Consider the following 13,280-nt stretch of genomic DNA (forward strand, 5'->3'; position numbering starts at 1 on the left):
TACAGTACAACTGTCTAGTTTGATTTACAACTAAAGCTTGATATGATTTTATATCCGAATAAGCATTCTGACTTAGCCGCAGAAAGGGAAGAACATTCAAGCCGTTACGCTCAGCTTCTTCAGATTCCAATCAACGCCTGCGCGCCTCTGGGCGTTCGTGATGATGGGGCTTGCGCGGCTATCGATGCGGCGCTTGAGCGATGCCAGTTTTTGGAAGCTTTGCGGATCGGGCACGGGCGAAGGGTTTACCCCGAAACCCAATACTGCGGTTTATGCGATTCTATGCGTTTGGCCCGATTTGCAAACGGCGCAAGCCAATATTGCGCGGGCCAGCATTTTTCACCGCTATCGCAAACGCTCTAGCGAAAGCTGGACGGTTTATCTGGGCCCCTCATCTGCGCGCGGCGCGTGGTCGGGCGAGACACCATTTTCCGCAGATCATACCGGCCAAGATGGGCCTATAGCGGCCTTGACGCGCGCCACGATCAAACCCCGCGTTGCACTGCAATTTTGGGATCGGGTGCCCGATATCAGCAATGTCATCGGCCAAAATAATGATGTCTTGTTCAAAATTGGCATTGGTGAAGTGCCGTTTTTACATCAAATTACTTTTTCAATTTGGCCCTCAACGCAAAGCATGGCGGAATTTGCGCGCCATGATGGCCCACATGCCAAAGCGATCTCTGCAGTGCGCAAAGGGCTGTGGTTCAAAGAAGAGCTTTATGCCCGTTTTGCAGTTCTGGACAGCCAAGGCTGCTGGATGGGCCAAGACCCCCTTAAAATGAAAGACACGCAATGACTGACGCCTTCCCATTTGCCGCGATTGTCGGGCAGGACAATATGAAACTGGCAATGATTCTCACCGCGGTCGATCCCAAAATCGGCGGCGTTCTGGTCTTTGGGGATCGTGGCACCGGAAAATCCACAGCCGTGCGCGCACTAGCAGCTCTTTTGCCGCAAATCACCGCCATTAAGGGCTGCCCGATCAACGCAGAAACCAAAAAAGATGTGCCAGAATGGGCGGAATTAACCCGCTTTGAACCGCATCAACGCGCAACCCCCGTGATCGATCTGCCGCTTGGCGTTTCAGAAGATCGGGTTACCGGCGCGCTAGATATCGAACGCGCCCTAACGCAGGGCGAAAAAGCTTTTCAACCCGGGCTTTTGGCGCAAGCCAACCGCGGGTATTTATATATAGATGAGGTCAATCTGTTGGAAGACCACATCGTCGATTTGTTGCTTGATGTCGCACAGTCGGGCGAGAATCTAGTTGAGCGGGAAGGGCTTTCAATCCGGCATCCGGCGCGGTTCGTTCTGGTGGGGTCGGGCAATCCAGAAGAGGGCGAATTACGGCCACAACTGCTTGATCGCTTTGGCTTGTCAGTCGAAGTGACTTCGCCAAAAACCATCGATGAACGCATTGCCGTAATCGAGCGCAGAGACGCGTTTGATCAAAATCCAAAACGCTTTCTTAGCAAATGGAAACCCGAAGAGCTGAACGTGCGCGCAGCGATTACCGACGCGCGGGCCGCTTTGGCAAAAATCAAAAAAACCAAAGCTGTGCTGCGCGATTGCGCCGAATTATGTTTGGCGCTTGGCGCCGATGGCCTGCGCGGAGAATTAACCTTGCTGCGCGCCAGCCGCGCTCTGGCAGCTTATGAGGGGCAAACCAGCATCCAGCGCGCGCATTTAAAAGCCGTGGCGCCTTTGGCCCTAAGCCACCGCTTACGCCGTGATCCGTTGGATGAAGCCGGTTCGAGCGCGCGCGTTGCACGCGTTGTCGAGGATGTTTTGGGGTGACCCAAGGGTTAGATAGCTGGGTGAAAACCCTTTTGGCATTGCGGCTGCTGAGCGCCAACCCAACCGGCTTGAAAGGCCTTGTCATTCGCGCCCGCAGCGGGCCCATACGCGACCGGCTAATAGAGATTATCCAAAATACAGCCCCTGCATTATACAAAATCTATCCCATTATGAGCGATGAGCAATTATTCGGCGGCTTGGATCTTGTACAAACGCTACAGCAACAAAAATTGGTTTATGCACAGGGGCTTCTGGCGCGTTCAGCTTGGGCGCAGCTCTACATGGCAGAGCGCTGCGATGGCGCGTTAGCGGCAAAACTTGGGCAAGCCTTGGATGACGGTCGCATCGCTCCGCTGATCGTCTTCGACGAGGGTACAGATGAGGAAACCGCCCCCCAGGCGCTGAAAGACCGGGTGGGATTTTGGGTGGATCTGGAAGATGTCTCGCTGGCTGATCTTGAGGTGGTAAAGTTTGAGCCCGCGCCAAAGGAGCCGTTGGCCGTAGTCAGCGCCCGCCCCGAAGATATTGCCACTTTGGTCGATTTAGCGGCACGGTTTGGAATTCACTCGGCCCGCGCTGCGCAGTTTGCTTTGACATGCGCGCGCACCCATGCGGCGCTTGCAGGGCGCAGCGCGCTCAGCGCGGAAGATATAGAAATCGCTGTCGCTTTGATCTATCCCAGCCGCGCAACACTGGTGCCGGAAACGCCAGAGGCCCCGCCCGAACAGGCCCCAGAGCCTGAGCAAGACGACTCTCAAGACGAGGCCGAGAGCGCCCAGCATACCGACCTGTCCGAACTGCCCCAAGAGCTGTTAATCGAGGCTGTCAAAGCCCTACTTCCTCCAGATTTTCTGGGCAGGCTTGCCTCCGCAGGGGCACAGCGCAGCGCCGCTGGCACCGGCGCTGGGCAGAGCCGTAAATCAAAAGCCAGAGGGCGCCCCGCACCCTCACGGCCAGGGCGTTTAGACGGACAAAGCCGCGTAGATGTGATCGCGACTTTGCGCAGCGCAGCCCCTTGGCAAAAGCTGCGCGCAGCGCGCAAACCGCAGCAATCGAGAATTACGATATTCCCAAACGATATTCACCTTAAGCGCTATGAACAGCGTGCAGAGCGATTGGTTATTTTTATCGTAGATGCCTCTGGCTCTGCGGCGATGGCGCGCTTGGCAGAGGCCAAAGGCGCCGTTGAGCTGCTGCTGGCAGAAGCCTATGCGCGGCGCGATTACGTTGCCTTAATCGCTTTTCGCGGCGCCTCAGGGGATTTGATGTTGCCCCCGACTCGCTCGCTTGTGCAAACCAAACGCCGTTTATCAGCGCTGCCCGGCGGGGGGGGAACGCCATTGGCAGGCGGCTTGCAAGCCGCCGGTGTTTTGGCGCAAAAAGCGCTCAGCCAAGGCAAAACACCCGTCTTGGCTCTGCTCACCGATGGACGGGCAAATATCAGTTTGGACGGTTCTGCAAACCGCCAGAAAGCAGCGGAAGATGCCGCCTTAATGGCCGGGTGGATCTCTGGTTTGGGAATCAAATCAGTGGTGATGGATGTCGCGCGTAGCCCGAACGCAGCCCTTGCAGATTTGGCGCAGACCTTACGCGCCGAGTATTATCCGATGCCCCGCGCAGATGCCCATGGCCTAAGCCAGACTGTGCATCGGGTTTTGGACAATTGATCGAGGGCGCGCGCAATAGAGCAAACTGGCCTTTCGCCCAGGCCTCAGAGCAACTGCGCGCAGGGCCGCATCACTGGCATATCCAAAGGCTTGGAGGCAATGGGCCAAAGGTGCTGTTTTTGCATGGCACCGGTGCCTCGACCCATAGTTGGGCGCCGTTAATGCCGCTTTTGCAACATGATATCGCAGCAACATTGGTTGATTTACCCGGCCATGGCCTGACCAAAATAAGCACAGGCCAGCGCAGCAGCCTCACCTATATGGCGCAGGACCTGCTGACCCTGTGCCAAACCCTACAGTTTCAGCCGGATTTTATCGTTGGACATTCCGCGGGCGCGGCTTTGGCGCTCGAAATGTCAAAATCTCTTCCCCTCAAAGGCGTCGTGGGCCTGAACCCCGCCTTGAGCAAATTTCCTGGATTGGCCGGGGTGATGTTTCCAATGATGGCTAAAATGATGGCCTTAAACCCGCTTACGCCGCGCTATCTGGCAGGGTTGGCAAAAAGCAAATCGCGTGTGCGACAGATTTTATCAGGCACCGGGTCTGATTTGGCGGAAGATCAAATCAACCTATATCAAAAGCTTTTTAGCGATAAGACGCATGTGAAGGGCACTATTTTAATGATGTCACAATGGAATTTAGATCGGCTTTTAGCACAGCTCAACACCGTTGACACGCCCTGCCTATTGATCGCCAGCACGCGTGACCGCACGGTTCCCTGCGCCGATGTAAAAGCAACCGCCGAGCGGATGCGCAACACCGCATATCATGAGCTGAACGGTCTAGGACATTTGGCGCATGAAGAGGATCCACAAAAGGTTGCAGGACTTTTAAGCGCTTTCTTCAAACAAAAACGCGCTGCTCTTTCACAGACCAGCGCGTAATAATATCAAAATATTCAGGCGTCTTGCTTAAGACGGCCCCACAGAAACCAGATAGGCCCAAACATTGGCCGCGTCTTTTTCTTTTTTCAATTTGAATGACATTTTTGATTTCGCTTTTTTGTCATCCAGCGTTTTTTGCAGCCATTTTTTCGGATCGGCCACGTAAGATACAAATTCTTCCTCGCTCCAAGCCAAGCCTGACTCGGCTACAGATTTAAGCGACTTGCCGTAGCGAAACCCATCCAGGCTTCCTGCTACACGGCCAGACACGCCATAGAGGTTCGGGCCCGTTTTCCCGCCCTTGACGATGTTATTTCCCGCGTCATCTTGAATCATATGGCAGGATTTGCATTTCTTAAAAACTTTTGCGCCCTTATCCGCATCCCCGCCTGCAAAAGCGGGCGCGGCAAGTGCCAATGATGCGATTGTTATCGCCTTGAAAACTCCGGTCATTTATGCCTCCTCTTTTCGTCGTATAGACAAGTAGCACGGATTAGAAATTGTCAATGCACGACAGCTGTTTAGGCAACGGCATGTGAGATTGCACAACGTTTCCAAAGCACCGTTAGCGCATGCACCAAATGCTCAATATCAGCGTCTGAATGCAACGGCGATGGCGTGAAGCGCAACCGCTCAGTGCCCTTGGGCACCGTTGGGTAATTGATCGGCTGCACGTAAATTCCAAAATCCTGCATCAGAATATCCGCCAATTGCCGGCATTTCACCGGATCTTTGATCATCACCGGAATGATATGGCTGGGGTTTTCCAAATGCGGAATACCGGCCGCATCCAGGCCAGCGCGCAGCTTTGCCACTTGGTGCCGCTGCTGATCGCGCTCGCTTTGTGATCGCTTCAGATGCGCAATACTGGTGCGCGCGGCCGCAGCCACCGCCGGAGGAATCGCCGTGGTAAAAATAAACCCGCTGGCAAATGAACGGATAAAATCACACAGCGCCGCAGAGCCGGTTACATAGCCACCCATTACACCATAAGCCTTACCCAAAGTGCCTTCAATCAAGGTAATCCTATCGGCCAACCCTTCCTGTTCGGAAACACCGCCACCGCGTGGGCCATAAAGCCCGACCGCATGCACCTCGTCCAAATAGGTCATCGCGCCATGCTTTTCGGCCACTTCAACGATTTCGCGCATGGGGCAGATATCACCATCCATGGAATAAACCGATTCAAAGGCAACAATCTTCGGCGCATTGGCCGGCAAGCTTGCCAGTTTACGATCCAGATCTTCCGGATCATTATGCTTCCAGATCATTTTTTTGGCCCGCGAATGGCGAATGCCCTCGATCATGCTGGCGTGATTAAGCTCATCCGATAGGATCACTGCATCCGGCAAACGCCCGCCCAAGGTGCTGAGAGCCGCCCAGTTTGACACATAGCCCGATGTAAAGAGCAGCGCATTTTCCTTACCATGTAAATCCGCCAATTCGCGCTCAAGTAAAAGATGCTCGTGGTTGGTTCCAGAAATATTGCGCGTACCGCCCGCACCGCAGCCGCTATTGTCAATTGCGCTTTTCATCGCCTCTACCACCAGAGGGTTTTGGCCCATGCCCAAATAATCATTCGAGCACCAAACCGTAACTTCGTCAGGCGCATCAGAATCATGGCTTATAGCGCGTGGAAACTGACCGCGCTGGCGCTCAAGTTCCGCAAAAATGCGATAATTGCCCTCATCCTTTAATGTTTGCAATTGCGCGTTAAACAGGGCGTTAAAGTCCATGGGCATCCTCCGGTCTTAAATCAGGCGTTTTGTTATTGGGCGCCGGAAGCATCCAGCGCCAAAGTTTTGCATCGGGCAGTGGCAAGACCATCAACCAATGTTCAAGAAGGGCCAAAGCCGACAGGCTGGCCAAAAGCGAAAATCCAATCTGAGCGGTTAAATCGCCCGTCGCATACAGCCGCTCCAACCAGCAGGCAGTGGCGAAGCTAAGCGCGGTAATTGAGATTGGAAATACCCAGTTCAACTGGGCAATCTTAAAATGGCTGGGCAAATGCCCAAGCGGCTTTGGCAAAAACTCAATATTGATTCTGGGAACCCCAAAGAACAAATTCAATTTCGCCGAAATTCGCGCAAAATACAAAATCACAAAGGTCCATAAACCGATGGTGTTTTCAGCCCCCCAGCCAAAATACAACACCGTCAGCAAGGCTGCCAAAAGCAACATTTCATGATAGGCAATGGTGCCCCAGGCCCGGATAAACCGCTCCCATTCGGGAATCTCTTTTGGGGCATCATTGCGATTAGGCCCTGCGATCACACCAGTCAAAAAAGCCAGCTCGATCCAGCCCCATATCGCCAAAGCTGACAAAAACCCAAGATAAATCTGCGCTGGGCTGCTGCCCTCAAGCGTCATCCAAAACCCAAATGCACCCAAGAGCAGGGTTGGCAAAGCCAGCAGCGTGGCGATCCGATGCGCATTTGGGCCGCGCTGATCCGCCCCCCGCACAATCAACAGGATCGCGCCAGTGAAAAACCACCAGCTAAACAGCGCAACCAGCGCAGCTATGCCAACCGGGCCAATCAATATGCCGGCTCAAGGCGCGTTGAAACTGGCACCGCATGCGATTTGGTGGGAATGGTGTAAAGCGATACAAAAGCCAGTGCGGCTTGCAACCGCGCGCCTGTGCGGGTGATCATACCGCCAAGGCCCTTTTGATCTGCGGCGTCGGCCAAGGTCACATTGGCGGCGCGCAACCGCTTTAAATTGGCCATCCAACGCGGGTGATCAATATCCAGCGTGATGGGGAAAATCTGTTTGCTCAATTCAGATGTTTTGCGAAACACCTCTTGGCCATACCAATCCACATCCACCCCAAGCGCGGCATGAAAGGCCGGGCGCTGATGGTCGCGCACATACATCGTGGCATAGACCGCCGTGAGGAAGAACTTGATCCAATAGACGTTGATACCACTGGTTAATTTAGGGTCGGTTTTCATCAGCAGCGCAAACGCCTCACCATGCGAAAACTCATCATTGCACCATTCTCGGAACCATTTGAAAATCGGGTGAAAGCGCAGCTCTGGATGTTCTTCTAGATGCCGATAAATGGTAATATACCGCGCATAGCCAATCTTCTCCGACAGGTACGTAGCATAATAGATGAATTTCGGGCGAAAATAGGTGTATTTCTTTTTCTGCGTTAAAAATCCCAAATTCACCGCCACGCCCGCCTCGCGCAACGCATCATTGATAAAGCCGGCATGGCGGGCCTCATCGCGCGCCATCAGCTGAAACAATTGCGTGATATCTTTATTGCTGCCCCGGCGCTTCATTTCCTTGTACAGAACGCAGCCCGAAAACTCAGAAGTGCATGAAGAAATCAGAAAATCGATAAATTCTTTTTTCAGTTCCGGCTCCATACCTTCCCAATCGACATCCTCCCAATCTTCATTCTTTTTGAAATGCCCCTTATTGGGATCGCTGACCATCTGGTCGATCAGTTTGTCCCAATCACCGCGTACGGGCGATACGTCTATGGCATCCATTTCGTTAAAATCAGTCGTATAAAACCGCGGCGTCAGCAGCGTATCTTGCATGGCAACGGCCGTGGCCATTTCGCTATCCAGTTTTTCTTGAACGGCCAGCGCTTCTTCTGCCGTGGTGGCGTCAGCGGAATGCATATTCATAGCTTCACCTCCTCAGAAAAAGAAAACTCGCACAGCTCCATCACTTCCAGATCTCCGAAAAGGCGCGTCCATAGCCGCTCGACGGCGCTGGCACGCAAAATAATGGCTTCGCGATCCTCGCGCACGATCTCGCCAAATGGCGCCATGATTTCGGGGCCTTGAACCTGCACTTCATCTCCAGGTTCCACAACCGCCCCGTTGTTGAAACGCACATGCGCATGCAGGCTTTCAAATTTATGGCTGATCTCGACGGTGCAGGGCGCCCGCTCGATTTCTCTTCTAAACAATCCCATCTTTAGTTCCCTTTCGGATTTTGGGCCAAGAGCTTGGCGAAAGCCTTGGCATTATCAGCGCCAAATCCCATAAGATCAGCGCTCCAGCCGGTGCTGGGGTCAGTGATTGACAGTCTTCCATTGGCCCCAAGAGTCACAATGACCGCCCCATCCAGCGGTTTCTTATATTTCGCGCGCTCACGGTCCAAAACACGGGCAACGCCGGCGATAAACCCGCCTTCATCGGCCGAAAGATCGGCGATCAGATTGCCATTGGCATCCATCACCTTGGCGGCGCCGCTTAATTGCCCGGATAGAAAAACCGTGCGGCTAAGCACCGCCTCACTTTCCGGCGGGATCGCGCTGAGCGGTTGATCCGTCAGGCGCGCCAAGCTGACAAGCAGCAAGATCACGGCAACCAAAGCAAACATCGCCCGTACCATCATCCGAGGAACGACAGCGGTGTCATATTTCAATGCAGGTTGATCAACTTGTGCCATGATGTTTCCGATCCCCTCTATTCAGCCGGCAGCGCGTTTGAGGCCAGCGAACGATCCTGCGATTGCACCGAGCTGACGCGCGATTTTGCAGCTTTGGCCAAAATATCTGCCACCTCCTGAGGATTGGAAATACACCGCAAACAGGGTTGGGGTTTGGCGATATACCAAGCGCGCACATGCGGCCAACACACCAGATAAGACAGCTTTGACTCGGCCATTAATTCCAAAGCAATGCTGCCAGCACCATCTTTGCGCTGCGCAAGCGTGGCATTGGCGATTTGCGTATATGGCAAATTCAGCGTCACGGTTAATGCCGCGCCGATCCGCATCGCCACCCGTCGGTTTGTGACCGTGTAAACCGTGGCTTTTGCTTGAATAAAAGCGGTCAGCATAAGCAGACCTGCCACCAAAGCCCCTAGGAATAAAAAGGGCACCGAAGCCGCAAAGGCCCGCCCCAGCGGCATCAGATCGGACAGGCTGAGAAACCGCCAAGCCGCCAACAAAACAAAATACCCCAAAACCCAATAAAGGTTTAAAGATTCTTTGCTGAGGGCCCACCAATTGGGCCGCCCCTGCCACAGGATAACTTCACCCTCCGGAGGCATTTCCGGCAAACCTTTAATCGGCTCTACTGCAAAATCATCATGGGGCATAAGGCGTTCCTTTTTCGGGTTTACAGCAGCGGTTCCTGCCGCTCTTTGCTGGCGTAAAGCAAACCCCCGGCGTAATAGGCCGAGATTTTTTCTTCTTCCAACATGGTGACTTGGCGCCCAGAGGCATTGCGCGGCACGCCGTTGAAATGAGTGCCAAAGATTGATCTTACCGCCACGCGGTCAGAATGAATGCGTGCCATGGTCATCGGCAGCAACCGCGTGCCTTCGCCATGTTCTGGATCCAACTCAACCTCCAGATAACGCACCAATTGTTCGGGTTCATCAATCCACATATCGGTGATTTTACCCACAATCGCTTCATCGCCCGCCATCACGGGCAAACCACGCGGATCGCGCCCTGCGGACACGTGAAAATGCTCGGTGCCCGCCATTGGCACGATTTTAGGATGGCCTTTGCCATCTAATTCGGGCACATCGCGGCGCGGCGCCCAAGCAGCAGGGCCAACCCCATCCACCATTGGATCGCCCGTGGGCTCTAGCGGATAGCCATTGGCCACATTGGTTTGGCGCAACGCCACGTCGCGCGCTTCGCGCGCACCATCGGGCAAGCTCACCTCACCGCGGCCATGCGGCAATTTAAACGTTTTTGGCTCAGGCAAAGGAAAAGGCCCTTGATTGGCCGCTTCTGTGCCATCATCGTTTTCCATTGGATAGCCTTCGCGCATATTCTCGCGCTGGATATAAAAGATCAACAAAGCGAAAAACGCCCAGAAGAGCCATATTGCCAAGCTGGCCAGATCAAATTCTGCAAAGAATGTACCGGTCATTTCAGGTTCCTTTCAGTGGTACGGCGGATCATGTTGGGAAATCGGCAAGGCCGATACGTGCCGCTCCCTGTTGTGTGGGAGACGTTTGCCCCTCTGATCGGACCAATGGCCCCAGAATGGCAAGCGTCACGAACAGCAAGAAAATCTCGCTGTGGTAAACGAACGAATATCCCGTCGCAGGCGTGGCGAGCGCCTCTCCCAAATTTCCGCTGAGCGCGTGACCATTTACATAGTCACGCAGCGTTCCACCGATGGCGATTGATACGCCGGCAGCGGTTGCTTGCGCGGCGCCCCAAGCGCCCAAAGCAAGCCCACGACCCGCCAAACCTTCGGCGGGCATAGTCATGGCGGAGGTCAGCGTTGAAACAGCGAACAAACCTCCTCCAAATCCGATCAAACCTGCGCCAATAAAAAACAGCACAGCCGAGCCCATAGGGGCTGAAATAATAACGATGGCAAAGGCCAAAAGCCCCGCCAAAAGGCCAAGCGCCGCCAAACGATAAGGATCGCTCTGCAGGCGCAACCTCCAAGCGGCCAGCGCGAAGCCAAACAGCGCCCCTACCGCCCAAATAGCAGTTAAGAGCGTGGTGGCCGACACCGATAGACCCAAGACTTCGCCGCCAAAGGGTTCAAGCAGAACATCTTGCATATTGAAGGCCATCGTGCCGATAAACACCACCACCAGCAAACGGCCCGCGCGCCCACCGGCCAGCAAATCAGCCCAAGCATCGCGGAACAAGGGCCGCGGCGCAGCGCGCTCGGCTTGCGACATCGGGCGCGGCCGCTCTTGCTGCCAAAGGGCGATCAAATTCAACAAAATACCAGCCAGCGCGGCCCCTTGCACCACCCGGATCAACCGCAAGGGCGAGAAATCAACCAGCAACCAGCCGATGATCAATGCCGAGGCCGCCATCCCGATCAGGAACATCACATAGAGCAGAGCAACCACCCGCGGGCGGGTTTCATCATCCGCCAAATCGCTGGCCAGCGCCAAACCAGCCGTTTGCGTCATATGCAAACCCAGCCCAGTCATCAAAAACGCCAAAGCGGCCAGCACCTCGCCCGCCCAACTGGGGCCAACCTGTTGCACCCCTGACAAGGCAATCAGCGCGAAAGGCATCACCGCCAATCCCCCCATTTGCCACAAAGATCCAAACCAAAGATACGGTACGCGCTTCCAGCCAATCGCCGATTTATACGTGTCAGAGCGAAAGCCAAGCAAGGCGCGAAACGGCGCGATCAACACCGGTAGGGCAATCATAAACGCCACAATCATCGCCGGAACGCTTAATTCGACGATCATCACCCGGTTAAGCGTGCCCAAAAGCATCACGCTGGCCATGCCAACCGAAACTTGAAACAACGACAAGCGCAGCAATTTGCCCAGCGGCAACCCCTCTGACGCAGCATCTGCGAAAGGCAGCATGCGCGCCGTCAGCTGGGTCAGCGGATGGGGCTTTTTCTGGCTCATGCCGCAAACCCCAATGCTTGCGAAATATAAAACCCAGATTTTATCCGGCCTAAATCGCGCAAACGGCCCTCACCCTGCAACAGGGCGGCCAAGGCTGCGGGCGCATGCGGCACCATCACCGGCGAGCGGTCTGAACGTGGAAATAATTTGCCGGCATACCACATGGCCATCAGCATGCGCGTGCGCGGTGCCACGGTGAACAAAACCGACCCGCTGGTGCGTTTGGCCAAACCGGTCAGCGCTGTTTTAATATCATCCGCGCTATAATAAATAAGGCTGTCCATCGCCACCACGTAATCAAAAGACCCCAAAGACGCGGCCAACATATCGCCCGAACAAAATTCAACCTGTTTGGACAGGGCACGCGGCAAGCGTTGGCGGGCGATATCGATTAAAGCTGGGCTGATATCGATCGCCACCACATGCGCCCCGCGCGCAGCCAGCTCTACCGTTGTGGGCCCCGCGCCGCAGCCCGCATCCAAAACCCGCGCCCCGTGCAAATCTTCGGGCAGTTCAGCCAAAAGTGTAGCCCGCATTTGATCACGACCCTGACGCACAGTTTCACGTATTTTTGACACCGGAGCATCCGATGTCAGCCTCTCCCAAGTCTTGGTCGCGGTCTGGTCAAAATACGTTTCAACCCGTGTCAGGGTCTGATCATAGGACATCAATCAAACCCCAACAGCTCAAAGATTTCACGATCTGGCAGCGGCGCCGGCGCCAAAGGCTCGGTGCCGTTCCATAGGGTTTCTGCCAGTTTGATATATTCCGCCTGAACCGCGATAATATCCTCATCCGCATCCATTTCGAACAGCGTCTTTTTCTTCAGGCGTGAGCGGCGAATGGCGTCCAAATCTGGCATATGCGCGATTCGATTGAAGCCAACCGTTTTACAATAGCGATCCACCTCATCGGTTTCGCGCGAGCGATTGGCCACGCAGCCCGCCAGCCGCACTTTATAATTGCTGGATTTGGCTTGAACCGCGGCGATGATCCGGTTCATCGCATAAATACTGTCAAAATCATTCGCGGTAACGATCAAGGCCCGATCCGCATGTTGCAAAGGCGCGGCAAAGCCGCCGCACACCACATCCCCCAGAACGTCAAAAATCACTACATCCGTATCATCCAGAAGATGGTGTTGCTTTAGCAGCTTCACGGTTTGACCCACAACATAACCACCACAGCCGGTGCCGGCAGGCGGGCCGCCCGCTTCCACGCATTTCACACCATTAAAGCCTTCAAACACGAAATCTTCGGGGCGCAATTCCTCAGAATGAAAATCGACCTCTTTGAGAATATCGATCACCGTCGGAACCAGGGTTCCGGTCAATGTGAAGGTGCTGTCATGCTTTGGATCACAGCCGATCTGCAGCACGCGTTTGCCAAGTTTGGAAAACGCGGCAGAAAGGTTTGAGCTGGTGGTGGATTTGCCAATCCCGCCCTTACCATAAACCGAAAACACCTTCGCGCCTTCAATTTTCATCGACGAATCTTGATGCACCTGCACCGATCCTTCGCCATCCATACCCCGCAAGGCCGGGGGCTGTCTGTCAAGTGGGCTCATGTGAGGCTCCTTTTTTGAGGGGTTACGAAAGGCA

Annotated in this window: 15 protein-coding genes; 4 read left to right on the forward strand and 11 right to left on the reverse strand. The window is 54.5% G+C overall.

Going from position 1 to position 13,280, the window contains the following annotated elements:
- The first annotated feature begins 160 nt into the window (after window positions 1-160).
- Genes UM181_05485 through bchO form a run of 4 tightly spaced genes read left to right on the forward strand, consistent with a single transcriptional unit; the run spans window position 161 to window position 4,351 of the window.
- The gene (locus UM181_05485) at window positions 161-799 is read left to right on the forward strand and encodes a spheroidene monooxygenase (GenBank protein WQC64051.1); all 639 of its coding nucleotides are present in this window, start codon (window positions 161-163) and stop codon (window positions 797-799) included.
- On the forward strand, window positions 796-1,800 hold the full coding sequence (gene bchI, locus UM181_05490) for a magnesium chelatase ATPase subunit I (protein ID WQC64052.1): 1,005 nt from the start codon (window positions 796-798) through the stop codon (window positions 1,798-1,800). Before UM181_05485 ends, bchI begins: the two co-directional genes overlap by 4 nt.
- Window positions 1,797-3,467, forward strand: a complete 1,671-nt coding sequence (locus UM181_05495) for a magnesium chelatase subunit D (GenBank protein WQC64053.1) — start codon at window positions 1,797-1,799, stop codon at window positions 3,465-3,467. Before bchI ends, UM181_05495 begins: the two co-directional genes overlap by 4 nt.
- Window positions 3,464-4,351: an alpha/beta fold hydrolase BchO gene (gene bchO / locus UM181_05500; protein WQC64054.1), complete on the forward strand. Its 888-nt coding sequence runs from the start codon at window positions 3,464-3,466 to the stop codon at window positions 4,349-4,351. The genes UM181_05495 and bchO overlap by 4 nt, the downstream gene beginning before the upstream one ends.
- 27 nt (window positions 4,352-4,378) lie before the next feature.
- Here the strand turns inward: bchO and UM181_05505 are convergent, their stop codons facing one another.
- The 11 genes from UM181_05505 to bchL all read right to left on the reverse strand — a co-directional run bounded on the left by UM181_05505 (window position 4,379) and on the right by bchL (window position 13,246).
- Window positions 4,379-4,804, reverse strand: coding sequence for a c-type cytochrome (locus tag UM181_05505; protein WQC64055.1), 426 nt, complete (start codon window positions 4,802-4,804; stop codon window positions 4,379-4,381).
- 68 nt (window positions 4,805-4,872) lie between these two features.
- Window positions 4,873-6,087 carry a 5-aminolevulinate synthase gene (gene hemA / locus UM181_05510; GenBank protein ID WQC64056.1) on the reverse strand — a complete coding sequence of 405 codons (1,215 nt, stop codon included), beginning with the start codon at window positions 6,085-6,087 and terminating at the stop codon, window positions 4,873-4,875.
- Window positions 6,077-6,892, reverse strand: coding sequence for a putative photosynthetic complex assembly protein PuhE (gene puhE, locus UM181_05515; GenBank protein ID WQC64057.1), 816 nt, complete (start codon window positions 6,890-6,892; stop codon window positions 6,077-6,079). Before puhE ends, hemA begins: the two co-directional genes overlap by 11 nt.
- The gene (gene acsF, locus UM181_05520; protein WQC64058.1) at window positions 6,889-7,995 is read right to left on the reverse strand and encodes a magnesium-protoporphyrin IX monomethyl ester (oxidative) cyclase; all 1,107 of its coding nucleotides are present in this window, start codon (window positions 7,993-7,995) and stop codon (window positions 6,889-6,891) included. The genes puhE and acsF overlap by 4 nt, the downstream gene beginning before the upstream one ends.
- Complete coding sequence (locus UM181_05525; protein ID WQC64059.1) at window positions 7,992-8,288, reverse strand: hypothetical protein; 297 nt, start codon at window positions 8,286-8,288, stop codon at window positions 7,992-7,994. The genes acsF and UM181_05525 overlap by 4 nt, the downstream gene beginning before the upstream one ends.
- Window positions 8,289-8,290: 2 nt before the next feature.
- The gene (gene puhC / locus UM181_05530) at window positions 8,291-8,767 is read right to left on the reverse strand and encodes a photosynthetic complex assembly protein PuhC (protein WQC64060.1); all 477 of its coding nucleotides are present in this window, start codon (window positions 8,765-8,767) and stop codon (window positions 8,291-8,293) included.
- Between the two features lie 17 nt (window positions 8,768-8,784).
- Complete coding sequence (puhB, locus tag UM181_05535; GenBank protein WQC64061.1) at window positions 8,785-9,420, reverse strand: photosynthetic complex putative assembly protein PuhB; 636 nt, start codon at window positions 9,418-9,420, stop codon at window positions 8,785-8,787.
- Between the two features lie 20 nt (window positions 9,421-9,440).
- Entirely contained in the window at window positions 9,441-10,208 is a 768-nt protein-coding gene (gene puhA / locus UM181_05540; protein ID WQC64062.1) for a photosynthetic reaction center subunit H, read from the reverse strand.
- Between the two features lie 28 nt (window positions 10,209-10,236).
- Window positions 10,237-11,679: a PucC family protein gene (locus tag UM181_05545; GenBank protein WQC64063.1), complete on the reverse strand. Its 1,443-nt coding sequence runs from the start codon at window positions 11,677-11,679 to the stop codon at window positions 10,237-10,239.
- Entirely contained in the window at window positions 11,676-12,347 is a 672-nt protein-coding gene (gene bchM / locus UM181_05550; GenBank protein WQC64064.1) for a magnesium protoporphyrin IX methyltransferase, read from the reverse strand. Before bchM ends, UM181_05545 begins: the two co-directional genes overlap by 4 nt.
- Window positions 12,347-13,246 carry a ferredoxin:protochlorophyllide reductase (ATP-dependent) iron-sulfur ATP-binding protein gene (gene bchL, locus UM181_05555; protein WQC64065.1) on the reverse strand — a complete coding sequence of 300 codons (900 nt, stop codon included), beginning with the start codon at window positions 13,244-13,246 and terminating at the stop codon, window positions 12,347-12,349. The genes bchM and bchL overlap by 1 nt, the downstream gene beginning before the upstream one ends.
- Window positions 13,247-13,280: the final 34 nt, after the last annotated feature.

The organism is Alphaproteobacteria bacterium US3C007 (assembly GCA_034423775.1).
GTDB lineage: Bacteria > Pseudomonadota > Alphaproteobacteria > Rhodobacterales > Rhodobacteraceae > Thalassovivens > Thalassovivens spotae.

Excerpts from the sequence above, each read along its gene's own strand:
- UM181_05485 (WQC64051.1), top strand. The coding sequence starts at position 161 with ATGATGGGGCTTGCGCGGCTATCGATGCGGCGCTTGAGCGATGCCAGT.
- bchI (WQC64052.1), top strand. The coding sequence starts at position 796 with ATGACTGACGCCTTCCCATTTGCCGCGATTGTCGGGCAGGACAATATG.
- UM181_05505 (WQC64055.1), bottom strand. The coding sequence starts at position 4,804 with ATGACCGGAGTTTTCAAGGCGATAACAATCGCATCATTGGCACTTGCC.
- hemA (WQC64056.1), bottom strand. The coding sequence starts at position 6,087 with ATGGACTTTAACGCCCTGTTTAACGCGCAATTGCAAACATTAAAGGAT.
- acsF (WQC64058.1), bottom strand. The coding sequence starts at position 7,995 with ATGAATATGCATTCCGCTGACGCCACCACGGCAGAAGAAGCGCTGGCC.
- UM181_05525 (WQC64059.1), bottom strand. The coding sequence starts at position 8,288 with ATGGGATTGTTTAGAAGAGAAATCGAGCGGGCGCCCTGCACCGTCGAG.
- puhC (WQC64060.1), bottom strand. The coding sequence starts at position 8,767 with ATGGCACAAGTTGATCAACCTGCATTGAAATATGACACCGCTGTCGTT.
- puhB (WQC64061.1), bottom strand. The coding sequence starts at position 9,420 with ATGCCCCATGATGATTTTGCAGTAGAGCCGATTAAAGGTTTGCCGGAA.
- puhA (WQC64062.1), bottom strand. The coding sequence starts at position 10,208 with ATGACCGGTACATTCTTTGCAGAATTTGATCTGGCCAGCTTGGCAATA.
- UM181_05545 (WQC64063.1), bottom strand. The coding sequence starts at position 11,679 with ATGAGCCAGAAAAAGCCCCATCCGCTGACCCAGCTGACGGCGCGCATG.
- bchM (WQC64064.1), bottom strand. The coding sequence starts at position 12,347 with ATGTCCTATGATCAGACCCTGACACGGGTTGAAACGTATTTTGACCAG.
- bchL (WQC64065.1), bottom strand. The coding sequence starts at position 13,246 with ATGAGCCCACTTGACAGACAGCCCCCGGCCTTGCGGGGTATGGATGGC.